Source organism: Bacillus cereus group sp. MYBK222-1 (assembly GCF_051916425.1).
GTDB classification, from domain to species: Bacteria; Bacillota; Bacilli; order Bacillales; family Bacillaceae_G; genus Bacillus_A; species Bacillus_A paranthracis.
The window spans coordinates 1,265,454-1,286,678 of sequence record NZ_JBQAGP010000001.1 but is presented as its reverse complement, the minus strand read 5'-3'; the positions used below and the strand labels follow the sequence as shown (position 1 = coordinate 1,286,678).

Here is a 21,225-nt window from a genome sequence, read left to right as displayed (position 1 = left end):
GCCAAAACCGAATAGAAAGTGAAAGGAAGAAACGTTGATTTAATAACGTTTCTTCCTTTTCAATTTCATGTGATTTTACTTCGAAAGAGACTTATGAGACAACCTCTTTACATTTTGAAAGGGAGAGTTTAATGTGAATGTTTATTGGTAGATACAAAAAGGCTTACAATAAATAAAAAAATTGCATTTATGATCAATAGGCCACTAAATGTAAGCCCAGCAAAACCTCCAGCGAATCCATCGCCTACTTTTTCGCCAATTATGTGCAAAGTGGCGAAGAAAACAATGGGGGCAGCAAGAATGAAAATACCACTAGATATTTTCCATATTTGCCTATATTTCTTCGCTATAAAGAAAATTAGAGCATTAAAAGCAATAAGAAGTAAAAGAAATATAGTGAATGAATTCATCATATCCTCCTTTCGGTAAAGAGTTTGAATTTTCATTATTTACATTGGCATTTCAAAGGAAATATTATAAAATATGATTATATTCTATGGAAAGTGAGTGATATAGTATGACAGTCAGCTCTTTCGAATTTTTATTAAAAATACAGGTACAGGAAGATTAGTTGAATGGAAATCTTCCGTACGTAAAAAACGGAGGAGAAAATAAATGTTTAGTTTTTATAGTACACTTTGCACGGAACTTTATGATTACACAAAGCCTGTCGGTTATTCTTTAAATGGTGATATTGAGTATTACGAAAAACGTTTAAAAAATTGTAGAGGAAGAATTCTCGAAGCAGCAGTAGGATCAGGGCGTGTCATCATCCCGCTTCTTGAGGCTGGTTTTACAGTAGATGGGATTGACTATTCACCTGAGATGCTAGAATCGTGCCGTATAAGATGCAAAGAGAGAGGCTTACACCCTAATTTATATGAAGGAAGCTTACAACAATTTTCACTTCCGCATAAATATGAGGCAATTATTATTCCTACTGGTTCTTTTTGCTTAATTGAAAATCGAGAGGATTCTATAAATGCATTGAAATGTTTTTATGAACACCTTAATCCAGGCGGACGATTAATCGTAGATATTATGCTTCCGTATGACTGGAAGACGGGGGAGATTCATACATCGACTTTTTCTTTACCAAATGGTGACGGAATTACATTAGAAAATAAATCAATTGAAATAGATTGGCTGAACCAAGTTACTCTATCCTATTTAAAATATGAAAAATGGAGTAAAGGGCAGTTAGTGCAAACGGAATTGCAACGCTTTGCGGTGTGTTGGTATGGAATAGAAGAGTTTAAACTTCTTTTAGAAAGTATTGGTTTCTCTAATATTACTTGCTCTGCTGACTATGTTTTTGAAAAAAAACCGTCAAATGCAAATCAAATGTTTACTTTTGAAGCTGTGCGAAAAGAAAAATAAAGAAGTATGTAAGAAAACAAGGCAATCGATACAATATCGATTGTCTTGTTTTAATTGTATATTATTTACATGCTATTACGTTTTCATTGTCCAAGCATCCTTCTACTAACTACATATACTATTTATATTAAAGACAGTCACTATTTTAAATAGAACTGTAATGTTTCTATAAATGATATTTTAGAAAGGTAGGGGATCAATTTGGCAAACGAAGAACAAGATAGAATTGAAAATCAAGTGTATTCAAATCGTGTAGTAAGATCAGAATTTGATGCGAATTGGGAAACTTGTCTATCAAAAAGTGGTTATATAATTTATGTAGCAACAAGTAATAATGCTGAAGTAATAGTACTTCTTGCAGATGGTTCAAGTAAATTATTAATTTTCGAACAAGGCGGTAAAGTAGTAGTAGGCGGTGGTGGAACAAGTCATTACAGTAAGCCGCACATCGCAAGAAATATTTAAGGTAGAACAAAATGCCGGAAAATGGTTAACTCATTTTAGTAGAACTTGATGTACTACAAATACTTTTGAATGATCAGAGAAGTTTGTAGGGAATTGTACGGATCAATATTTGAAATATAATGTATGGTTTGAAGAATTCTATAAGCAATAAAAAAGCATTTCCTATTTCGGGAAATGCTTTTTCTATGTTATAGTATAATAGTGTTTTAAAACAATGTTATTTTAATATATTTCGAATTTTGTTATGTATTATTTTTATATTAAATTAGTTGCGTAAGTATTTTTTTATATAAGGAGTAATAATTAGAGAAATGAAAAATATAGACTTTATACTAGAAAGTGATGAGGCATTAAAACCGTCTGAACGATTAGTACTATTATTATTAGAGAAGCATAGAATGTTATATACGAACGATCTATTGGCATTATCTAATTTATCATATAAAACATTAACAGATTCATTAACGGCGCTTGTATTAAAATCATATGTGTTAAAGGAAACAGGTAAGGGAAGAAGACAGAATTGTTATAGATTGGTATGATAAGACTGCTGATTTTAGAGATTTTATATTAATATTTATCGAATGTAAGGGGAAAACGCATTTTTGTTTTTAAATGAAAAAATGTAATAAACTTAAATGTTTTTAATTTCATTTTTGTTAATGATAATTTATTTATTTTAAAAAATAGAAAAATAAAATAAACTGCATAAAACAGAAATAAAAAAACAATCCGTTTTTAAAACGGATTGTTTTTTATTGGAATAATATTATAAGATGAATGGAACACAGGAATAATTATTCTACTTCACTTGTATACTTTTCAGGTAATAATTCCATTACGTTACATTTTACAAGTTCACCATTATAAGAGAGTATAACATTCGTATTTTTTCCGTAATCACTTATTAATTCTCGACACATCCCACATGGAGCAACAACCCAACATTTTTCTATATCTTCATGAGGGTGTGGGTGTGCAACTGCTACAATGGTATCAAATTCATGATCACCTTCTGAAATAGATTTTCCAATTGCCATAGCTTCACCACATACTGTTATTCTTCCAACATTCGCTTCAACATGCACTGCTGCATAAATATTACCCGTTTTAGTTCGTACAGCTGAACCGATATGATGACGACCATATTTATAGTTTTTTTCGATTACTTTTTCAGCCGCTTTAATTAAATCATAGTCTTCACTATTTAAAGGTATTACGTGTAACATAATTTCTCCTCCATACTAAACATGATTAGCATTATTTTAGCGGGAAATTTTAATATTTAAAATAAAAGATAAATGTTAAATAGATAATATTATTATGTAAACTATAATTAAAAAAGGAATTTATAATAATCAACAGAACATATAGAAGAGTGTGATGATGAGAAAACAGCCTATGATATAGCCTTAGAAAAAGGTCATACTCACCTTTTACATTATTTGCAACAGGGAGTGAACGTGTGATGAATAAATGGAGTGTAGGGATATTTTTATTTAATGAGGTGGAAGTGTTAGATTTTGCAGGGCCATTTGAAGTTTTTTCTATCACTAAAGTACATGAAGAGAAACCATTTACTGTTTATACAGTTAGCCAAAATGGAGAAATGATTACAGCAAGGAACGGATTAAAGGTAAAGCCTGATTATAGTATTGAAGATTTACCACCAGTTGATATATTAATCATTCCAGGTGGTAAAGGCGCACGGGAAAATGAAGTGAAAAATGATATTGTAATAAATTGGGTTCGTCAGCAAATGAAAGAAGTAAAGCTAATGACTTCAGTTTGTACCGGAGCGTTATTACTCGCGAAAGCTGGTTTACTGGAAGGGTTAAAAGCAACAACACATTGGGCTAGTATTCAAACTTTTAAAAAAGATTTTCCGAATGTAGAAGTAATGGAGAATGTGAAATTTGTAGATGAAGGACATATTATTACATCGGCAGGTATTTCAGCTGGTATTAACATGTCATTTCATATTGTGAAAAATTTGCTAGGTGTGGAGATCGCTGAAGAAACGGCCAAAAATATGGAATATGATATTGATTTACAAAATTAAAAAAGCCCAAATTGGGCTTTTTTCTTATTTTGAGTGTATATAGGTATGATCTATGCTCTAAACTTAAGCTCTTAAACAGTCATTCTAGTTTATCGAATGTACGAAAATGCATCTCTTTTCTCCTTGTAACCATGTTAAAACAAGGAGAACTTTGTATGTAAAAAAACTCTTCTACAATAGTAGAAAAAGAATAACAGAAACTACTATTTTATGCCAGCATACATAAAAAAATGCAATGTAAATATGGAAATGTCGTCGAATGCTATCTTTAATTGGTTAATTAGTGAGATATTTTTGTGAAGGAGCTTATTTTATAAGAATAGAATTAAAGTTAATAAGAAATCATGCCGATGGTAGTGAAAATATATGTGTTAGGGGGATTTCATAATGAGGAAACTCAAGCGAATAAATGTTCCTAATATACAAGAACAACTATCACAGTCTAATGAAAATCGAGCAATTAATAAGAAAAAACTAAGACGATTTATATTCATGTTTATATTTATTGCGGCGGCTACTTTGTACGTTCAATTTATTTTAACGAAACAACAAGAAATAATTGTAGAAAAAAAAGATACAATTACGAATCAAAAAAAACAATTGGTTTCTTTAAAGAAAGATGAGGCTTCTTTAAAGACTAACATAGAAAATTTAACAGATGATGATGAAGAAATTTTGAAGTTTGCGAGAAAAGAATATCAATTTTCTAAGTCAAATGAAACTATATTTGTGTTGCCGAAATAGTGTAATAGAACAGTTAGCGATAGCTAGCTGTTTTTTCATGTAGGAATGTCATGGTACAAGAAACAATTACATATTGTAAAAATGAAGAGCTGGAGCTGTTTTTATACTTATGGAATATATACGAAAATAAATGTTGTTAAAATTCTGTCAATTGTATTATAATACAAGGTAAGCGGATACATTTTTTAATCCATGTTGAGTTTATCACTCATACGACTATTAAGAAAACCGTTATCCCGTATTAGAAAGGAAGAGAGCTGTGTACGCTTCAAATACAATTTATGTCGTAGGGGATGCGAAAGCACCTCAAAATAATCCCATTACCGAAAAGTTTAAAAGCTATTTTGTAGCGTTTGTACTTGTTAAGGAGACTGGGGAAATTGTAGATGCAGATTGCTCAGCGACAATTGCATTAACATCTCAATTTGTTAAATATTTATTTCTACATAAAAATATTAATGACCCAGAATTAGTAATGGAAATAAAAGATCGTTATTTCGGTTCGTCTCAAAAAGCATTACTTGTAGCATTAAAAGATGCACAGAAAAAATATAATCAAATCGCTGCTTTGTCTACCCATTCATAGACAAAATCCAGCCGTAAGAATCTTCTTATGGCTGGATTTTTTTATTTCACATTTACCTTCTATATGAAAAGTAAGCGAAAACGGAGATCTTTTGCTCCAAAAAAGTTGAGAATTAAGGATCCGTTTTGCCAGACAACGAAAGGATGAACAAAATGAAAATTACCGATGTAAAAGTAAATCGTAGACGTGTAAATCTTCATACACCGTTTAAAACCGCGCTTCGTACCGTAACCGAAATAGAAAGTATAGATGTATATATTCATACAGATGAAGGAATTGTTGGCAAGGGTGCAGCAGCTGCAACACCGGTTATTACGGGGGATTTCGCTAACGGGATTGAAGAAGCAATTTTAGGGCCGATGCGTTCCAATTTAATTGGTCAAGATATCATTCAATTTCAGCAGTTACTACAGCACATCCAAATGAGTTGCATTGGAAATCCAAGTGCGAAAGCCGCGGTAGATATCGCATTATATGATGTGTATTGTCAATATCATAACATTCCACTTTACGCATTATTAGGCGGGAAGAAAGAAATTCATACAGATATTACGGTGAGTGTAGATGAGCCTTTCATTATGGCGAAAGAGGCAAAGCAACATGTAGAAAAAGGATTTCAAACTTTAAAAATTAAAGTGGGGAAATCTGCACACTTAGACTTAGAACGTATTGAAGCGATTCGAAATAGCGTACCAAAAAATACGACGTTACGATTAGATGCAAATCAAGGGTGGAATCCAAAAGAGGCAGTTTCTATCATTAAAGAGATGGAAAATCGCAATTTAAATATTGAATTTATTGAACAACCTGTTCATGCGAAAGATTGGGATGGATTAAAGTACGTCAAAGATCATGTACAAACACCTATTATGGCAGATGAAAGCATATTTTCAGCGAGTGATGCATTAAAAATTGTGCAAGGAAGATATGCAGACTTAATCAATATTAAATTAATGAAATGTGGAGGCATACGTGAAGCGTGGCGTATTGCCGATATCGCAGAAGCAGCTGGTGTGAAATGTATGGTAGGAAGCATGATGGAATCTTCTCTTTCTGTTAGCGCTGTTGCACATTTAGCTGCTGCACATCCTAATATTCATTACTTCGATCTTGATGCGCCACTTTGGTTAATGGAAGAACCGGAAGGAATGACTTATTCTGGATCAAAGGTAAACCTTCAATCGACAGTGAATAGTAAATCTTAGGAGAAGAGACTAGTAAATTATCTTTTAAGGGGGATATGTATGAAAAAAGTAGGAACTGCATTTTTAACAACTTTATTTATATTTTCATCGTTTACATCAGCAAATGCTGAAGAAAAGAAAGATAGTAAGGCGTTTATCGATGTATCTGCCGCAACACTTTGGACCACGCCTGATTCATTACGGCCAATTGATGCACCAAGTGCTACAAATCCAGTTGATTTGTGGAAGTGGACGAAATCGATGACGCTTGATGAGAAACTTTGGTTAACAAGTGCAAATAAATTAGAAACGCAAGCGTTATTAGGCCAAGAAGTAACAGTTGTAGATAAAAAAGGGGATTGGGTGAAAGTGTTAGTCCATGGTCAGCCAACACCTCGAAATGAAGAAGGCTACCCAGGATGGATGCCTGAAAAACAGTTAACATATAATCAAGAATTTGCAGATAAAACAAATAAACCTTTCGTATTAGTAACGAAACCGACAGCCATTTTATATATAAATCCTTCTGAAAAACATAAATCGCTTGAAGTGAGCTATAATACGCGACTGCCGCTACTTAGTGAAGATACGATTTCATACCGCGTGTTGCTACCAAATGGGCAGAAAGCTTGGCTACGAAAACATGATGGAACGGTTTACCGTTCTCAAAATGATATTCCAACCCCGGCGGCCGATGATCTAATAAACACAGGGAAAATGTTTTTAGGATTACCGTACATTTGGGCTGGTACAAGTGGCTTCGGATTTGATTGCTCTGGATTTACACATACGATTTATAAATCGCACGGTATTACAATTCCACGAGATTCTGGTCCGCAATCGAGAAATGGAGTTGCAGTTGATAAAGAACATTTACAAAAAGGAGATTTAATCTTCTTTGCACATGATCAAGGGAAAGGCAGTGTTCATCATGTGGGGATGTACATTGGTGATGGAAATATGATTCACTCACCGAGAGCTGAAAGATCGGTAGAGATTATACCGCTAAATACACCAGGATATATAGAAGAATACGCTGGCGCCCGTCGTTACTTACCTAAAAAAATAGAGGGGGTTTTCAAATGAAAAAAGTTGTTCGTTACTCATTAGTTAGTACTCTATTCGTTTCTTCAATTTTAGTTGGCTGCGCAAAAGAAAAAACAACGACAAAGCCAAAAGATGAGAAGAAAGTATTACAGTTACTAGAAACGGGTGAAATTCCGTCATTAAATTCAGGGAAAGTAACAGATGCAGTATCATTTAACGTTTTAAATAACGTCATGGAAGGATTATTCCGCTTATCGAAAAACGATGAAGTGATTGAGGCTGGAGCACAAAAATATGAAGTGAGTAAAGATGGGAAAACATATACATTCCACTTGCGTGATGCGAAGTGGTCTAACGGAGATCCAGTAACAGCGCAAGATTACGTATATGCTTGGAAGCAGCTTATTAATCCGGATACGGCTTCTCAATATGCATACATTGCGTACGATGTGAAAAATGCGGAGAAAATAAATAAGAAACAACTAGGGTTAGAGGAATTAGGAGTGAAAGCGACGGATGATAAAACATTCGTTGTAGAGTTAGAACATCCTGTACCGTATTTTACGAAATTACTTATTTTACCATCGTTCTATCCAATTAACGAAAAATATGCGAAAGAACAAGGTGATAAATACGGATTAGAAGCAAATAAAGCGGTATATAATGGGCCATTTACATTAGCTGATTGGAAGCATGAAGCTAGTTTTACGATGAAGAAAAACGATAAGTATTGGGATAAAAAAGAAGTGAAGCTAGATGAAGTAAATTATCAAATTGTTAAAGAAATTTCAACTGCGGTAAATTTATATGAAACAGATAAAGTTGATCGAGCTGTCATTTCAACTGAATTCGTAGATAAATATAAAAATAATAAAGAGCTTAAACAATATACAGATCCGGTTATGTACTTCTTCCGATTCAATGAAAATGTACCGATTCTTAAAAATAAAAATGCACGTCTTGCACTAAGTACAGTGTTTGATAAGAAAGGACTTGCGACTTCATTTTTAAATGATGGTTCGGTTGCTGCAAACTATTACGTGCCAAAAGGATTTTTAAAAGGTCCAGATAAAAAAGATTTTAGAAGTACAGCAGGTGAGTTTAATAAAACGGATGTAAAACAGGCGAAAGAATATTGGGAAAAGGCGAAGCAAGAAACAGGTACAAATGAAGTAACGCTTGAGTTATTAAACTATGATTTAGAAAACTTCAAAAAAGTAGGAGAATATATTAAAGAGCAGCTTGAGAAAAACTTACCTGGCTTAAAGGTAAATGTGAAATTACAACCACACACGCAAAAATTAGCGCTAGAGAAGAAGAAAGAATATGAAATGTCGTTATCACGCTGGTTACCAGATTATCCAGATCCAATGACTTACTTAGAAGTATTCCTTTCTGGAAGCAGTGTAAACAATACTGAATATGCAAATCCAGAATATGATGCGTTAATTAAGAAGATTAAAACAGAATTAGGTAATGATGAAAAAACCCGTTGGAAAGCATTGCAAGATGCTGAGAAGATGTTGCTGGATGATGCGGTAATTGCTCCAGTATTCCAGCGCGGATTATCGTACTTACAAAAGCCGTATGTGAAAGATTTATACGTACATCAATTTGGACCAGCAACAAGTTTAAAGTGGGCAGATGTACAAAAATAAAGGATGAGAAAACAGACTCCACGTTTGTGGTAGTCTGTTTTTTAGTTAAAGTCGGGTAAATAGTACATGGTATAATTTACTAGTCTGTATAAAATTTTGGAGGGGAATGAAGTTTTATGTTTGAAGAAAAGAAAGTAATACATACAAAAAGGTTATTCATGAGAAAGCCCATTATAGAAGATGTTGATCAATTTTATAGCATAGTAAAAGAAGAGGCTGTTGGCAAATGGCTTGCTAAATCAAAGGGAATGTCAAAGGAAGAAGCAAAGGACTATATTATGCAACTAATATCACATTGGGAACAGTATGGTTTCGGGGTATGGTTGTTAGTTAATAGAAATACAGGAGAGCTTTTAGGACATTGTGGTTTAAGAAAAATAGATGAAACAGGTGAAATAGAAATTATGTATTTACTTGATCCAGAATATTGGGGAAATGGATATGCGTCAGAAGCAGCAAAGGCTTCCATTCAATATGCAAAAGAGATGATGAATGTAAAAAGAATAATTGCTAGAGTAAAAGTAGCAAATGAGAACTCGAAAAAACTTTTACGAAATCTAGGGTTTATATATACTCATGAAGTTGATTATAGCGGGCGCTTATTATCATATTTTGAACTCAATACATCATCCGAAGAATTCTAGACATTTCATATGTTTTTTCATTGTTAAAAAATAAAATTATTACTAAAATTTCAGTGTGAAATGTATGTAGAATCTTGTATAATTAACGTGTTTCTATGGAAACATTTTCTTGCGCTATATATAGGTCTTAATAGAACAAGGAAAGAAATACATACATGTATATAATAGATAAATAGAATGGAACATGTATAGAGAAAAAGGAGAGAAATGATGACGTGTCAAAGACAAGGGTTACAATTTAATTGCGATAGGAAGAGGAATAAAAAATGAAAATGAAGCATGCCTTTGGTCCCATAATTTTAGCGTGTGTGCTTTTTTTTATTATCATACTCATCCCATCGAAAAGTTTAGTATCACTGATTAGTGATAAGAAGGTAGAAGATGCGGCAACTTCCTTACAAAAAGAAAAATTACAAAGTGTATTCTTGCAACAGAAAATGTTAGAGAATTCGCAGTATTTACCGATGTACGGTTCATCTGAATTTTTACGAATGGATGCATATCATCCGTCTAATTATTTCAAAGTAAATCCCGCTGGTTTTACGCCATATTTAATTGGGATTGGCGGTACACAAAGTTTAGCTCATATATTAAATATGACATCTACAATGGATGAGTTAGAAGGTAAAAAAGTAGTCTTTGTTTTATCACCACAATGGTTTACAAAGACTGGTGTATCGCAGGGGGATTTTACGAACAATTTCTCTAAACAACAAGCATATCATTTTATTTTTAATGATAAAATAAATGTAGAAATGAAGAAGCAAATTGCGAAACGACTTTTAGATTATAAAGTTGTTCAAGAAGATGATATATTAAAAAATTCCTTAGAAGGTATTGTATTTAATGATACGAAACATAACGTAAAAGCGGGTTTAGTTAAACCACTTGCTTATATGCATCGAAATATTTTAGATCATAGAGATTTATTTAACTCCATATTTAAGATTGAGCCGATGAAAGAAAAAACAAATGTGGGACTACGTTCAATTTCTTGGGTAGATGCACGTAAACATGCGGAAGAAGAAGGGAAAGCGGAATCTACTACAAACACATTCGGAATTGAAAATCCATATTACTATAAACATAATTTGAAGAAAAAGTTAAAAGGTTTAAAAAACTTTAGAGCAAATGAATCATATGACGAATCACCAGAATATGATGACTTACAAATTGTTTTAAATATTTTTAAAGAGAAAAATGTCAAGCCGCTCTTTATTTCTGTACCTGTAAATGGACCGTGGTATGATTACGCTGGTTTCCCTAAAGAGCGCCGTGAAGTGTATTATAAAAAAGTTAGGGAACAAGTTGAGAAAGCTGGGTATCCAGTAGTCGATTTCTCTGGCCATGAATATGATAAGTATTTCTTAAAAGATACAATTCATTTAGGTTGGAAAGGCTGGATTTACTTTGATGAAGCAGTGCAAAACTTTTATACTGAGAAATAAGTGTGGAGAAAAAGGAACGGCTATAAGCTGTTCCTTTTTTTAGTATAGAGGATTTTGATGTGGGCAATTCGGAAAGGCATGTATATCTTGAATTTGGCTAAAATCATAATGCTTCATTGCGAACTGCGCTTGATAAAGGTATTCATACACATATAATTGACCATCATGTGCTGAACATAATACACCAGAGGTTCCTTGCCCATTTATGAAGGAAATACCAATAGGGCGTCCGATTAAGTATTGTATTTTTTGTTGCCAATGCATAGGGGAATCACTCCTTTTTGAGATAATATACGAAATGAATGAGTGAATTGTTGCTTATCCACATAATTATGGAGGCTTTTTATATAATTCCTAGAAGATATTCATATGAATGAATTACAAGTGCGAGAAAGGAATGCATAATGAAGAAAGAAAATATTTTAGAAGAAAAGTTAAATATAATAGAATGGTGTCAAACATTACAGCAAGTACCTGATGATATATGGTTTCAGGCATTAAGAGAAGGTTCATGGGCAATTGCGGATGTGATTTCACATTTTATAGTTTGGGACGTGTTTTTAATAAAGGATAGAATTGCATACTTTATAAGTGGACAATCTGTACCAAATGTTCCAATAGATGTTGAGGAAATGAATAAGGGAGCAATTAAATATGCGAGATCTGGTATTTCAAAAGAAGGACTATTAAATCAATTCAGTGTTACTCGTAAACAGTTAGTGGATGAAATTGAGCGAATTCCCACCCAATATTTTTATAATGTCTACCAATTTGGCACTAAAAAAGTGAAATTAAATCATTACTTTTCATCACTCATTCAACATGACTTAAAGCACAAAGAAGAAATAATACAATTTCTAATACAAAATCAAGCCTATAATAAAAACCGCTAACATTCGTAATGAATGTATAGCGGTTTTTATTATATATTTTTACGCAAAATTTTACGTTTTTTTGTCCATTTTTTTATAACGAAGTATAAAAAAATAAGTATGACGCCACCAATTGCGAATGATTTCACATATGGTCCGGCGATATCATTAATATTCTCCCAATTTTCACCTAGTTTTTCACCTAAGTAAATGAAAATGATAGACCAAGGGATGATTGCGAGTGCTGTTAACGTAGTGAAACGTAGGAATGACATTTTTGTAATACCAGCAGGAATTGAAATCGCATGACGCACTACTGGAATGAAGCGTGCTGTAAAAATGACGCCAGTTCCGTAACGATTAAACCAATCTTCTGCAGCATCTATTTGTTTTTTATGTATGAAAATATATTTTCCATAACGTTCTAATATAGGGCGTCCGCCGTATCGGCCAATCCAATAAATAAAGATTTGAGCAATAACACCACCAATTGTACCAAACACAACTGCGCCTAAAAATGAGATACTACCATTGAATACTAGGAATCCCGCATAAGCAAGGACAATCTCACTTGGAATAATCTCAATCATAAGTCCAAGCATAATGCCCCAATAACCTAGCCCTTCAAAAAATGCTAATACTGAGTGAATAAAACTACTTACCATTGTTGCACCTTCTAGTTTATGTATTTTTGAATAGGTGAACCTTATAGTTAATAATATAAAAGATTCACTATGTGTAGATTATACCTTATTTGTATAGGGGATTGCTATTTCAATTCTTTTATGTCCTTTATAAGTATTATAGTAAAGTATATAAGTTCAATTTTTATGAAGAGAGAATGAAAAGATTATTAAAAATTTCTCATATTCCAATGATAATAGACTGAAAATTAAGTATAATGGTGAAGGTCTTTAATTTACAAAAATAGGAGGAGAACATATGTATATTACAGATCCGATTTATGGACCAATATCTATTCAGGATAGATATATTCTTCAATTGATAGATACAAAAGCATTTCAAAGGTTGGCTTATATTAAACAGCAGGGACATACATACTTTTTACACGAAAACGCAATACATACGAGGAAAGAACATTCAATAGGTGTATATGTACTTGTAAATAGAGTGATAGAACTTCTTACGGGTATTGGTGATATTCGTTTATCAGAATATGAGAGGGAATTATTATCTGTTGTAGCACTTCTACACGATATTGGCCATGGCCCGTATTCGCATTGTTTTCAACAAATATCAGGTGAAGATCATGGTGAGTGGACTATACGAATCATTCAAGAGGACGAAGAAATACGCACGATTTTAAATCAGACCCCTGGATTATTAGATGATGTAATGAAAGCTTTAACAGAAGATGGAGTTTTTCTAATTATAGATGAACTATTATTTAATTCATTAGGCATGGATCAATTAGATTTTTGGAATAGAGATTTATATTATTCTAATCTTGAATTAGAGGGTTTAAGAATTGAAGAACTGATTGCTAGTATGCGTTTTATTAATGGTAAACTTGTAATTGAAGAATCTGGAATCCCTTTGATTGAACAACTAATGAAAATGAAAGAAGGACTTTATAATAATGGCTTTGGTCATCCGTTTGTAATGGGAAAAGATTTATTGTTGCAATCCATTTTTCGAAAGGTAATGGAAAAAAATCTTAAGTTCTATACTCCTGAATTACAAAATTTCTTTTATAAAGAAGATTTACTAGTAGAAGACTTTCTTCCGTTACAAGATGAAATGATTTTACATGAAATTCAGTGCTTTGCAAAATCAGAGGACAAACAATTAGTGGCGTTAATTCAACTTTATTTTTTGGGTGCTAAAAGTTTATCATTTCAAAAAGGGGTGGAGGGTGATTTTAAAAAGGAAAACAACAATTTAGCGATAATAACTGAGAAAAAGGCGTACAGTTCATATGTAGGTGGTATTTACGTCTATAGTGAGGGGCAGCTAGAGGATATTGTAGAAAAATCCCCTTTTATTCGAGAGATAGTAAGGTTACCTAAAAAAGAATATGCATATTCAATTTAATTAGTTTGAAAACATAAAATGGATGAGGTGGAAATGTGGATTGGAAAGAACGCCTTTTAGAAATGGATGATTTACCAGTTATATTAGAATGGTATAACGATGAAAAATTACATAACATAGCGGATATAAAACCATTTAAGCGATATACAATCGAAGAGCTTCGTCAGTACTGGGCCGAAAAATTGTCGCGTTCTTATGCAAGTTATCATGTAATAGTAGTGAAGGATGAAGTAATAGGGAGGGTCGGATTAAAAAAGACGAAATATGATGATACATATGTGATGGAATACTCTATTCTCATCGGCGTTTCGAATTTATATTCAAAAGGGCTTGGGACGGAGATTACAAAGTATTTTATTAATAAATCATTTTTAGACCCTGATATAGAAGCAGTTCTATTGCAAGTTAGGGAAGATAACAAGAGGGCAATTCGTTGTTATGAGAAAGCTGGACTAAAAAAAATAAAATCGTATATAGAGAATGAAGTGAAAGTGTACGAAATGATTAAAGTTAAGAAAGAGGAAACGGTATCGAAAGAAAAAAGTATGTGTATTTAGTTCTGAATATAGCGTGAATTAGGGAGAGTGAATAAAATACATGAAACATAAAATTGCATTACTGGCAGATGTACATGGAAATGCAACTGCTTTAAAAGCAGTTATCGAAGATTCTATGAAAGAAAGTGTGACTGAGTATTGGTTTTTAGGAGATTTAATTATGCCAGGTTCTGGATCGAATGATTTATTTGAAATGTTAGAAAGTATTAACGTTGATACTTATGTACAAGGAAACTGGGAAGATAGCTTTCTTGACGTTCTTAATAAAAACATTGATATTGATAACGCAACTGATATTTATGTTTCTAGATTAGTTCAGTATCAATGTGAAAACTTGGATGAAAACTATATTAAGCATATTAAAAATTTACCATTACAGATAATAAAACAGGTTAATGATTTATCAATCAGTATTAGTCATAATTTACAAAATAAAAATTACGGAGGAGATTTGTGGCCCACTAATAATCAGGAACAGTTTGATCGGTTATTTGATCGTGAATATGATATTGCGATTTACGCTCATACCCACCATCAATTGTTGCGCTATAGTAGCAATGATCAATTAATTATTAACACAGGAACAGTTGGACAACCTTTTTACAAGTGGAATAAGCTAAACTCTGACTTACGTGCTCAGTATGCAATTCTTGAGATTGATGAGGCAGGGATTGCGGAGGTGAGATTTAAAAAAGTTTCTTATGATGTAGAAAAGGAATTAAAAAACGCTATTAGTAAAAATCTTCCTTATATTGATTTATATCGCGAATTGCTCGAGACTGGAAAAACTCATACTCACGATATTGAATTATTGCGAGAAATTAATGATAAATACAATTACAACGATGATGTAATTAAGTTTATCGAGAAAATCTAATAGGCATTTAATAGCACGAAATGAAGATTGTTGAATGAATTATAGATTAGTAATGATAATTACATAATCAAGAGCAATTGTAAAATGAAACTTATATGTAAACGATTTTTGCATCTTATATTGATATAAAAAACAAGCATCTCCCAGTTCTACATATAAGATAGGGGGATGCTTGTTTTTTTACGGCTTCACATCTAAATTTTGTAGAAATAAAGTTGCTGTTACGTAACGTTTCGCTAACATTTGTACATATGCGGTATGTACAGAAAGTGTGGCGATAATAATGGCGTTACGGATTGCTTCACGTTGTTCGTTATTAACCTGATCGAACTTGCTTGCAATTTTATCAGCTCTTTCTTTTACGATGTTTTCAATTGTATGGATTGTATCTGTTGCATTTAATTGTAAGCAATTCCCTTGATTGAGTTCTTCAAATAGAGAAGAGTATGCTCCATATAAATGAACAGGATTGATTAAGTCATCACTTCGATCGGCTGGGTCGTTTACGATAAGGCGTAATAGCTTACGAATGGATTCAAAATCAAGTGCTGTTTTTAAATCTTCAACAATGAATAGTAAGGCTGCTTGTTCAATTGAATATTTTTTTCCTTTTTGAGGAGAGCCAATCATTTCTTTTATATCTCGTTTCACCCAGTTTTGCATGGCAGTTACAGAGAAACTTGTGTTTTCGATCTGATTGCCAAGCGCGACTATTTCATTTAAAGAGAAACCGACGTCTGTATCGTCAATTTTTATCAGTTTTTCAAAAATAGGTGAAAGTGCGGTAGTGATAAAAGCAGTTACGCTTTGTCCGCTTTCAATATCTTTTTTATGTGACTTTGCCCAAGCTTCTTGTAAAATACCGAGAGGCTTTTTCGTATTCCATCCTCTTAATGATAGAAGAAGGGTAGCCATTTCGTTTCGTGTGAGATGAAATGTTTCCATCTTTTCACCTCCATAAATAATAAAAAGTTCTTATGAACCTATAATATGTTTTGTTTCATTTAAAGTCAATTCTGTTTTGCTTAATTTTTCCTTTGTCACTAAACTGTCGGAAGTAAATAACACTTGCATATTTCGACAAAAGTTCATATAATAAGTTCATAAGAACCTTTAAAATGTTTTTAAAAATAAATCTATCATTCTGAATTTACTAGAAAGGTAGATTTCACATATATCTATATAAAAGGAGAATGGATATAATATGTTGAAAAAACTTGTAGCAGTCATGACAGCATTCATGGTTATCTTTGGAGCTAGTAGCTTCATGTTTGTAGATCACGCAGCAGCGAAGAGTTACAAATCTGGTAAAAAGTCGTTTACACCAAGTTCAGGTCAAAAGTCAAAAGTTGATTTAAACAAAAAAGACTCAAATGTAAATTCTCAAAAAACGACTCCTGATTCAAAAACAAAAGCAACAAATACAGCACCAAAAAGTAATAAAGGAAGCTTTATGAAAGGTTTATTACTAGGTGGTCTCGGTGGTTTACTAATGGGTAGCTTATTTGCAAATATGGGAGCTCTTGGTTCTGTATTAGCATTTATGGTAAATATGTTAGTAATGGCTGGTATCGTAATGTTAGCAATTCGTGCATTTAAATACTTCAAAGATCAACGTAAGAAAAAGGAAGATGAAGTAGCATGGAAACGATAAAAATTTCTGAACAAGAACTGATCAATGCCCTTTGCGTATATATCGCTGAAAAAAGACAAGTTGGTCCAGAAGAAGTTTTAGTTGAACTTATGTACGACGATGACTATGGTTTTTCTGCTGAAGTAGAGGTAAATGGTCGCCAGCAAATTTTAATTCAAGCGAACTTAATCGAAGCACTACGCTTATTACTTGACAGAGAATATAATGTCAATTCATTTGCGGCGAGATTACAACTTGAATTAGATGATGAAGAAGGTATTTACGCGTTAGCGAAATTTAATAACTCAGATGAGTAGGAAAAAGAGCTGTTGAGAGTATTCTCAGCAGCTCTTTTTAGTATGTGCATATGCAAGGGAATAATCACGCCAAATTTCATTCATTTTCCGTCTACCGACATCAACACCTTGGTTAAATTGAATGGCAGCTTGTTGACGTACCGCATGTACATGTTGGATTGCTTGTTGCAATTGTTGTTCCACAGAATGGGATTTTTTATTTGCCTGTTTTACAATTGAATATCCAGCAACAGTCCCTTGTGCCATGGCAATTTTCCCGCTTTCAATGCCAGTTATATTGCCGGCTACAAATAAACCAGAAAGAGGGGTTTCCATTGCTTCGGAATGGAGAGGAACATGCCCGCCTAATTCCGGAATGTAACGGAACGGACAGCCAGCTACAGCGGCTAGTTCAGCGAGAGGATATAAGCCACCGGCAATACAAACGAAGTCTGCTTCATATATTTGTTCCGATCCGGTTACGATATTTCCTTTCGTATCAATATTAGCAATGCGTACACCTTCAACTTGATTTGTTCCGATAATTTCAAGAGCTGCTTTTCGAAGGTGAAGAGGTGTACCGTTTATTTTCATTCCGCTGTTTGGATAGAAGGTTAATCCGGCTTTTCGAATCCAGTCATATTTCATAAAATGGCTACCTATACGTAGAAAAGCAGAAGGAGCGAGATGAGCCGCATTTAAAAGAGAGTTAAAAACTTCTTCTGGTTCTCCAGCCTGTTGACTTAATTCACTTTTTTCAGGAAGTACGATATGTTCAACTTTGATGCCTGCTAATTGTAATTCATTCAAAATAGCGAATGACAAAATGTTAGCACCAATAATGATTCCTTTTTCCCCAACTTGAACGCGATGAACATTTGTCATTACTTGGGCTGCTCCGATTGACATGACTCCTGGAAGTGTCCAACCGGGAAGGGGAATGGAGTACTCAGCAGCGCCAGTAGCAAGTAAAACGAACGGTGCTTCTAACGTACCGATATTCGTATGTACGTACCAAGAACTTTCATCTTTATCTAAATTATAGACGGAAATGCCACATTGAATATTAACTGAAAGAGATTGTGCTTCTTCGTGAAGGCGTTTTGATTCTTTTATCCCGTTCCACCATTCTCCAGTAGGTTCTTGATGTAATTGTCCTAACAATCTTCCGCCAGGCTTCATAAATTCATCAATAACAAGTACATTCAGTCCAAATCGAGCGCAAGAGATAGAGGCTGATAAACCCGCTGGGCCAGCTCCGATAATTATGACATCATTCATCGCTTTTTCACCATCTCTCTCACGATATTTGGATGCTGTTTACCACTAGCAACAACCATATCTTTTTCAACGACAGTTAAGCATGCTCGTACGTTTGCTTGATTGTTTACTGTGACGCGGCATTCAGAACAATGTCCGATATTACAGTAAATACCTCGCGGCGTTCCGTTATCTTCGTGCACTCTTAATGTTCTTATTCCGTTTGCAAGTAAAGCGGCCGCAATCGTTTCATGTTCATATGCTTCATATTGTTGACCGTTAAATTGAAAAGTAATGCGATTACTATTATGTAAACTTCCTAAAATAGGGTGATGTGTAATTCTACTCATTTACTTTCACCTACCGATCCAAAAGTAACTGCTCGTACCGGTGGTTGATATTTCAATGGAATATCATTTGTAGTTACGCCTGGATTTGCATGTTCAATCATTCGATCTATCATCATTCTACATGTGCGGCCACCGCAAAATCCCATGCCAGCACGTGTTCTTAGTTTTAATTCTCTTGCCGAGCATTTATATTCAGCAATTGTCGATTGAAGTTGACCGTATGTAACTTCTTCACATCGACAAACAATTAAGTGGTCTTTATTCGTCATATGTATTCCTCCTCTAGTTCGGTTTGCACAAATTATATAATGCAAAAACTATGCCAATATAGAGGAGGTAAGGTTTATTGTAACCCGAGCTTTTTTAAACGGTTATATAAAGTGGCTCTCGTAACACCAAGTTGTTTCGCACATTCTAATTTATTTCCATTCAAAATGCGTAAAGCCCTCTCAATGACCTTTTTCTCATGTTCCTCCATCTCTTCTTGTAAAGAGAGGATTGTATTATTGTTGCTGAGTAATAAGGAATGAGCCGCATGATTATCTAAAGTTTCGGTTGTATGAAATGGTAAATATTCTTGCTTTATAATACCGTCAGTCGCAAATACGACAAGTCTTTCAATAACGTTACGGAGCTCGCGAATATTACCTGGCCAATTGTAATGAAGCAGTTCATGCATAATGCTTGAAGGTAAGTCGCGAATGGGTCTGTTATAGTTTATTGAAAAATCGTTTAGGAAAGAATAGGTTAATTCAATAATATCTTCGCGTCTTTCGCGCAGCGGTGGAATATGCAAACTAACTACATTTAGGCGATAGTATAAATCTTCTCGGAACGTGCCTTTTCTCATTTCTTCTTGTAAATCACGATTGGTAGCAGCGATAATACGGAAATCAATATGAATCTCTTTTTCTCCACCAACTCGGTAATATTTTCTTTCTTGTAGTACACGTAAAAGTTTTACTTGCATATCGAGCGGCATTTCGCCTATTTCATCAAGGAATAATGTGCCGCCTTGCGCGAGCTCTATTTTACCCTTTTTCCCTTTGCTATTTGCACCAGAAAACGCCCCGCGCTCATAGCCGAATAATTCACTTTCAAATAATGCTTCTGGAATTGCGCCGCAGTTAATTGAAATGAACGGAGCTTTAGCTGCTTCACTTGCATCATGAATTGCTTTCGCAAATACTTCTTTTCCAACACCACTTTCGCCGAGTATTAAAACAGTTGATTTCACCGAACAAACTTTTCTAGCTAATTGTATTGTTCTTTGTATAACGGGGCTCTTTCCATTCATCGCAAGAAAAGGGTCTGATTCATCTTTATACTTTGCTACTTCTTGTTCTAAACGGTGCATTTCATGTGACATATTGAATAGTTTTTCATTTAATGCGACTTGATTTGTAACGTCAGTTTCTGAAACGACTGCTCCTATAATTTCATCGTTACAATAAACTGGATTTGAGTTAATTAATACGAACAAATCTGGACGAGGTTGATGGAACTGAGCGATTATACTTTTTCCGTCATGTAATGATTGCAAAATTTCCAAATCTTTATAGTCAAAAAAACGAGTGATAGGTTGCCCAATAATCTCATTATGCTTGACTGAAAAGATCTTCTCGGCGCCATCTGTCCAGGTGCAAACGCGTTCTTTATCATCGATGACTGTAACGGAAGAATCCGTTGTTTGTATTACGGTGTTATAAAAAGAATGGAGTTCATTGTATGACTTAACAAGAAACGGGATGATTTGCTGAGCTGTTATACAGCATATAGGCTCTTTATTTTCGTTCATTATGATAACGACTATTTCATTGGAAAACGCGTCAATTAAAGCGGTGAATGATTCATCTTCATATATTACTGCGCAGTTATATTTTTCTGTAGTAGAAGGGCGGTAATAATACTTTCCGTTAATTTGCTCAATATGTTGCAAGCAGTATGTATGATTAATGGATAAAATTTTTAGAAATTCTTTTATTGTGGGAAATGAGAATGCCATATTGTCCTCCTATTATGTATAAAAATTTTGACAGTGATAAAAAAATAATACACTTATTTGCGATAAATTTAAAATATTTTTACAAATAAAAATATTATTTAT

General features: G+C 33.7%; 26 protein-coding genes and 1 pseudogene. 18 read left to right on the top strand and 9 right to left on the bottom strand.

All coding sequences use genetic code 11. The features are described from left to right. Positions 1-128 precede the first annotated feature (128 nt). Positions 129-410 (bottom strand): hypothetical protein, encoded by a 282-nt coding sequence (locus ACTFR9_RS06645; RefSeq protein WP_229136298.1) that lies wholly within the window; start codon positions 408-410, stop codon positions 129-131. Between the two features lie 205 nt (positions 411-615). Between ACTFR9_RS06645 and ACTFR9_RS06640 the strand changes: the two genes are divergently transcribed. The 3 genes from ACTFR9_RS06640 to ACTFR9_RS06630 all read left to right on the top strand — a co-directional run bounded on the left by ACTFR9_RS06640 (position 616) and on the right by ACTFR9_RS06630 (position 2,387). Next, entirely contained in the window at positions 616-1,380 is a 765-nt protein-coding gene (locus ACTFR9_RS06640; protein ID WP_000490900.1) for a class I SAM-dependent methyltransferase, read from the top strand. Between the two features lie 201 nt (positions 1,381-1,581). Beyond that, positions 1,582-1,845 carry a hypothetical protein gene (locus ACTFR9_RS06635; protein ID WP_001262615.1) on the top strand — a complete coding sequence of 88 codons (264 nt, stop codon included), beginning with the start codon at positions 1,582-1,584 and terminating at the stop codon, positions 1,843-1,845. A 311-nt stretch (positions 1,846-2,156) separates the two neighbouring features. Beyond that, complete coding sequence (locus ACTFR9_RS06630; RefSeq protein ID WP_000789031.1) at positions 2,157-2,387, top strand: hypothetical protein; 231 nt, start codon at positions 2,157-2,159, stop codon at positions 2,385-2,387. Between the two features lie 255 nt (positions 2,388-2,642). On the opposite strand, the gene ACTFR9_RS06625 is transcribed toward ACTFR9_RS06630, so the two are convergent. Next, the gene (locus ACTFR9_RS06625) at positions 2,643-3,074 is read right to left on the bottom strand and encodes a cytidine deaminase (RefSeq protein ID WP_000903440.1); all 432 of its coding nucleotides are present in this window, start codon (positions 3,072-3,074) and stop codon (positions 2,643-2,645) included. A 153-nt stretch (positions 3,075-3,227) separates the two neighbouring features. On the opposite strand from ACTFR9_RS06625, the pseudogene ACTFR9_RS06620 reads away from it, so the two are divergent. The 9 genes and pseudogenes from ACTFR9_RS06620 to dltD form a co-directional block, all read left to right on the top strand. Next, positions 3,228-3,314, top strand: a pseudogene (locus tag ACTFR9_RS06620) (ankyrin repeat domain-containing protein); the annotation flags it as partial. Beyond that, on the top strand, positions 3,311-3,907 hold the full coding sequence (locus ACTFR9_RS06615; RefSeq protein ID WP_000981417.1) for a DJ-1/PfpI family protein: 597 nt from the start codon (positions 3,311-3,313) through the stop codon (positions 3,905-3,907). The pseudogene ACTFR9_RS06620 and the gene ACTFR9_RS06615, both read left to right, overlap by 4 nt. Before the next feature lie 387 nt (positions 3,908-4,294). Then, the gene (locus ACTFR9_RS06610; protein ID WP_001228720.1) at positions 4,295-4,651 is read left to right on the top strand and encodes an FtsB family cell division protein; all 357 of its coding nucleotides are present in this window, start codon (positions 4,295-4,297) and stop codon (positions 4,649-4,651) included. 259 nt (positions 4,652-4,910) lie between these two features. Further along, complete coding sequence (locus tag ACTFR9_RS06605; protein WP_000271328.1) at positions 4,911-5,237, top strand: DUF3870 domain-containing protein; 327 nt, start codon at positions 4,911-4,913, stop codon at positions 5,235-5,237. A gap of 143 nt (positions 5,238-5,380) precedes the next feature. Beyond that, entirely contained in the window at positions 5,381-6,442 is a 1,062-nt protein-coding gene (locus ACTFR9_RS06600; RefSeq protein ID WP_001997652.1) for a dipeptide epimerase, read from the top strand. A 39-nt stretch (positions 6,443-6,481) separates the two neighbouring features. Further along, positions 6,482-7,507, top strand: coding sequence for a C40 family peptidase (locus ACTFR9_RS06595; protein ID WP_229136299.1), 1,026 nt, complete (start codon positions 6,482-6,484; stop codon positions 7,505-7,507). Next, entirely contained in the window at positions 7,504-9,126 is a 1,623-nt protein-coding gene (locus ACTFR9_RS06590; protein WP_229136300.1) for a peptide ABC transporter substrate-binding protein, read from the top strand. The genes ACTFR9_RS06595 and ACTFR9_RS06590 overlap by 4 nt, the downstream gene beginning before the upstream one ends. A gap of 116 nt (positions 9,127-9,242) precedes the next feature. Beyond that, positions 9,243-9,770, top strand: coding sequence for a GNAT family N-acetyltransferase (locus ACTFR9_RS06585; protein WP_000461339.1), 528 nt, complete (start codon positions 9,243-9,245; stop codon positions 9,768-9,770). A 266-nt stretch (positions 9,771-10,036) separates the two neighbouring features. Beyond that, positions 10,037-11,218: a D-alanyl-lipoteichoic acid biosynthesis protein DltD gene (dltD, locus tag ACTFR9_RS06580; RefSeq protein WP_229136301.1), complete on the top strand. Its 1,182-nt coding sequence runs from the start codon at positions 10,037-10,039 to the stop codon at positions 11,216-11,218. A 39-nt stretch (positions 11,219-11,257) separates the two neighbouring features. On the opposite strand, the gene ACTFR9_RS06575 is transcribed toward dltD, so the two are convergent. Beyond that, positions 11,258-11,482: a hypothetical protein gene (locus tag ACTFR9_RS06575; RefSeq protein ID WP_000558707.1), complete on the bottom strand. Its 225-nt coding sequence runs from the start codon at positions 11,480-11,482 to the stop codon at positions 11,258-11,260. A gap of 140 nt (positions 11,483-11,622) precedes the next feature. On the opposite strand from ACTFR9_RS06575, the gene ACTFR9_RS06570 reads away from it, so the two are divergent. Further along, the gene (locus ACTFR9_RS06570; RefSeq protein WP_229136302.1) at positions 11,623-12,111 is read left to right on the top strand and encodes a DinB family protein; all 489 of its coding nucleotides are present in this window, start codon (positions 11,623-11,625) and stop codon (positions 12,109-12,111) included. 29 nt (positions 12,112-12,140) lie between these two features. On the opposite strand, the gene ACTFR9_RS06565 is transcribed toward ACTFR9_RS06570, so the two are convergent. After that, the gene (locus ACTFR9_RS06565) at positions 12,141-12,755 is read right to left on the bottom strand and encodes a DedA family protein (RefSeq protein ID WP_073541745.1); all 615 of its coding nucleotides are present in this window, start codon (positions 12,753-12,755) and stop codon (positions 12,141-12,143) included. A 277-nt stretch (positions 12,756-13,032) separates the two neighbouring features. On the opposite strand from ACTFR9_RS06565, the gene ACTFR9_RS06560 reads away from it, so the two are divergent. From ACTFR9_RS06560 to ACTFR9_RS06550, 3 genes are read left to right on the top strand one after another with little or no spacing between them, the layout of a single operon-like run. Then, complete coding sequence (locus ACTFR9_RS06560; protein WP_229136303.1) at positions 13,033-14,145, top strand: HD domain-containing protein; 1,113 nt, start codon at positions 13,033-13,035, stop codon at positions 14,143-14,145. 35 nt (positions 14,146-14,180) lie between these two features. Next, positions 14,181-14,702 carry a GNAT family N-acetyltransferase gene (locus ACTFR9_RS06555; protein ID WP_000383822.1) on the top strand — a complete coding sequence of 174 codons (522 nt, stop codon included), beginning with the start codon at positions 14,181-14,183 and terminating at the stop codon, positions 14,700-14,702. A 40-nt stretch (positions 14,703-14,742) separates the two neighbouring features. Continuing rightward, positions 14,743-15,579, top strand: coding sequence for a metallophosphoesterase family protein (locus ACTFR9_RS06550; protein WP_229136304.1), 837 nt, complete (start codon positions 14,743-14,745; stop codon positions 15,577-15,579). 180 nt (positions 15,580-15,759) lie between these two features. Here ACTFR9_RS06550 and ACTFR9_RS06545 read toward each other — a convergent pair whose 3' ends face one another. After that, positions 15,760-16,524, bottom strand: a complete 765-nt coding sequence (locus ACTFR9_RS06545; protein ID WP_000447224.1) for a DUF1836 domain-containing protein — start codon at positions 16,522-16,524, stop codon at positions 15,760-15,762. 259 nt (positions 16,525-16,783) lie between these two features. Between ACTFR9_RS06545 and ACTFR9_RS06540 the strand changes: the two genes are divergently transcribed. Beyond that, complete coding sequence (locus ACTFR9_RS06540; RefSeq protein ID WP_000914477.1) at positions 16,784-17,233, top strand: hypothetical protein; 450 nt, start codon at positions 16,784-16,786, stop codon at positions 17,231-17,233. After that, positions 17,221-17,529 carry a YxcD family protein gene (locus ACTFR9_RS06535; protein ID WP_000447759.1) on the top strand — a complete coding sequence of 103 codons (309 nt, stop codon included), beginning with the start codon at positions 17,221-17,223 and terminating at the stop codon, positions 17,527-17,529. The genes ACTFR9_RS06540 and ACTFR9_RS06535 overlap by 13 nt, the downstream gene beginning before the upstream one ends. 24 nt (positions 17,530-17,553) lie before the next feature. On the opposite strand, the gene ACTFR9_RS06530 is transcribed toward ACTFR9_RS06535, so the two are convergent. The 4 genes from ACTFR9_RS06530 to ACTFR9_RS06515 form a co-directional block, all read right to left on the bottom strand. Then, on the bottom strand, positions 17,554-18,789 hold the full coding sequence (locus tag ACTFR9_RS06530) for an NAD(P)/FAD-dependent oxidoreductase (RefSeq protein ID WP_074532466.1): 1,236 nt from the start codon (positions 18,787-18,789) through the stop codon (positions 17,554-17,556). Beyond that, positions 18,786-19,118: a (2Fe-2S)-binding protein gene (locus ACTFR9_RS06525; RefSeq protein WP_000087049.1), complete on the bottom strand. Its 333-nt coding sequence runs from the start codon at positions 19,116-19,118 to the stop codon at positions 18,786-18,788. Before ACTFR9_RS06525 ends, ACTFR9_RS06530 begins: the two co-directional genes overlap by 4 nt. Continuing rightward, positions 19,115-19,387 (bottom strand): (2Fe-2S)-binding protein, encoded by a 273-nt coding sequence (locus ACTFR9_RS06520; protein ID WP_000182238.1) that lies wholly within the window; start codon positions 19,385-19,387, stop codon positions 19,115-19,117. The genes ACTFR9_RS06525 and ACTFR9_RS06520 overlap by 4 nt, the downstream gene beginning before the upstream one ends. Before the next feature lie 74 nt (positions 19,388-19,461). Continuing rightward, positions 19,462-21,123: a sigma-54 interaction domain-containing protein gene (locus ACTFR9_RS06515; protein ID WP_061184661.1), complete on the bottom strand. Its 1,662-nt coding sequence runs from the start codon at positions 21,121-21,123 to the stop codon at positions 19,462-19,464. Positions 21,124-21,225 lie beyond the last annotated feature (102 nt).

What these genes read in the sequence shown, in the direction of transcription:
- ACTFR9_RS06645 (WP_229136298.1), bottom strand. Translation starts at nt 410, where the DNA reads ATGAATTCATTCACTATATTTCTTTTACTTCTTATTGCTTTTAATGCT.
- ACTFR9_RS06640 (WP_000490900.1), top strand. Translation starts at nt 616, where the DNA reads ATGTTTAGTTTTTATAGTACACTTTGCACGGAACTTTATGATTACACA.
- ACTFR9_RS06630 (WP_000789031.1), top strand. Translation starts at nt 2,157, where the DNA reads ATGAAAAATATAGACTTTATACTAGAAAGTGATGAGGCATTAAAACCG.
- ACTFR9_RS06625 (WP_000903440.1), bottom strand. Translation starts at nt 3,074, where the DNA reads ATGTTACACGTAATACCTTTAAATAGTGAAGACTATGATTTAATTAAA.
- ACTFR9_RS06610 (WP_001228720.1), top strand. Translation starts at nt 4,295, where the DNA reads ATGAGGAAACTCAAGCGAATAAATGTTCCTAATATACAAGAACAACTA.
- ACTFR9_RS06600 (WP_001997652.1), top strand. Translation starts at nt 5,381, where the DNA reads ATGAACAAAATGAAAATTACCGATGTAAAAGTAAATCGTAGACGTGTA.
- ACTFR9_RS06595 (WP_229136299.1), top strand. Translation starts at nt 6,482, where the DNA reads ATGAAAAAAGTAGGAACTGCATTTTTAACAACTTTATTTATATTTTCA.
- ACTFR9_RS06590 (WP_229136300.1), top strand. Translation starts at nt 7,504, where the DNA reads ATGAAAAAAGTTGTTCGTTACTCATTAGTTAGTACTCTATTCGTTTCT.
- ACTFR9_RS06585 (WP_000461339.1), top strand. Translation starts at nt 9,243, where the DNA reads ATGTTTGAAGAAAAGAAAGTAATACATACAAAAAGGTTATTCATGAGA.
- dltD (WP_229136301.1), top strand. Translation starts at nt 10,037, where the DNA reads ATGAAAATGAAGCATGCCTTTGGTCCCATAATTTTAGCGTGTGTGCTT.
- ACTFR9_RS06575 (WP_000558707.1), bottom strand. Translation starts at nt 11,482, where the DNA reads ATGCATTGGCAACAAAAAATACAATACTTAATCGGACGCCCTATTGGT.
- ACTFR9_RS06570 (WP_229136302.1), top strand. Translation starts at nt 11,623, where the DNA reads ATGAAGAAAGAAAATATTTTAGAAGAAAAGTTAAATATAATAGAATGG.
- ACTFR9_RS06565 (WP_073541745.1), bottom strand. Translation starts at nt 12,755, where the DNA reads ATGGTAAGTAGTTTTATTCACTCAGTATTAGCATTTTTTGAAGGGCTA.
- ACTFR9_RS06560 (WP_229136303.1), top strand. Translation starts at nt 13,033, where the DNA reads ATGTATATTACAGATCCGATTTATGGACCAATATCTATTCAGGATAGA.
- ACTFR9_RS06550 (WP_229136304.1), top strand. Translation starts at nt 14,743, where the DNA reads ATGAAACATAAAATTGCATTACTGGCAGATGTACATGGAAATGCAACT.
- ACTFR9_RS06545 (WP_000447224.1), bottom strand. Translation starts at nt 16,524, where the DNA reads ATGGAAACATTTCATCTCACACGAAACGAAATGGCTACCCTTCTTCTA.
- ACTFR9_RS06540 (WP_000914477.1), top strand. Translation starts at nt 16,784, where the DNA reads ATGTTGAAAAAACTTGTAGCAGTCATGACAGCATTCATGGTTATCTTT.
- ACTFR9_RS06535 (WP_000447759.1), top strand. Translation starts at nt 17,221, where the DNA reads ATGGAAACGATAAAAATTTCTGAACAAGAACTGATCAATGCCCTTTGC.
- ACTFR9_RS06530 (WP_074532466.1), bottom strand. Translation starts at nt 18,789, where the DNA reads ATGAATGATGTCATAATTATCGGAGCTGGCCCAGCGGGTTTATCAGCC.
- ACTFR9_RS06525 (WP_000087049.1), bottom strand. Translation starts at nt 19,118, where the DNA reads ATGAGTAGAATTACACATCACCCTATTTTAGGAAGTTTACATAATAGT.
- ACTFR9_RS06520 (WP_000182238.1), bottom strand. Translation starts at nt 19,387, where the DNA reads ATGACGAATAAAGACCACTTAATTGTTTGTCGATGTGAAGAAGTTACA.
- ACTFR9_RS06515 (WP_061184661.1), bottom strand. Translation starts at nt 21,123, where the DNA reads ATGGCATTCTCATTTCCCACAATAAAAGAATTTCTAAAAATTTTATCC.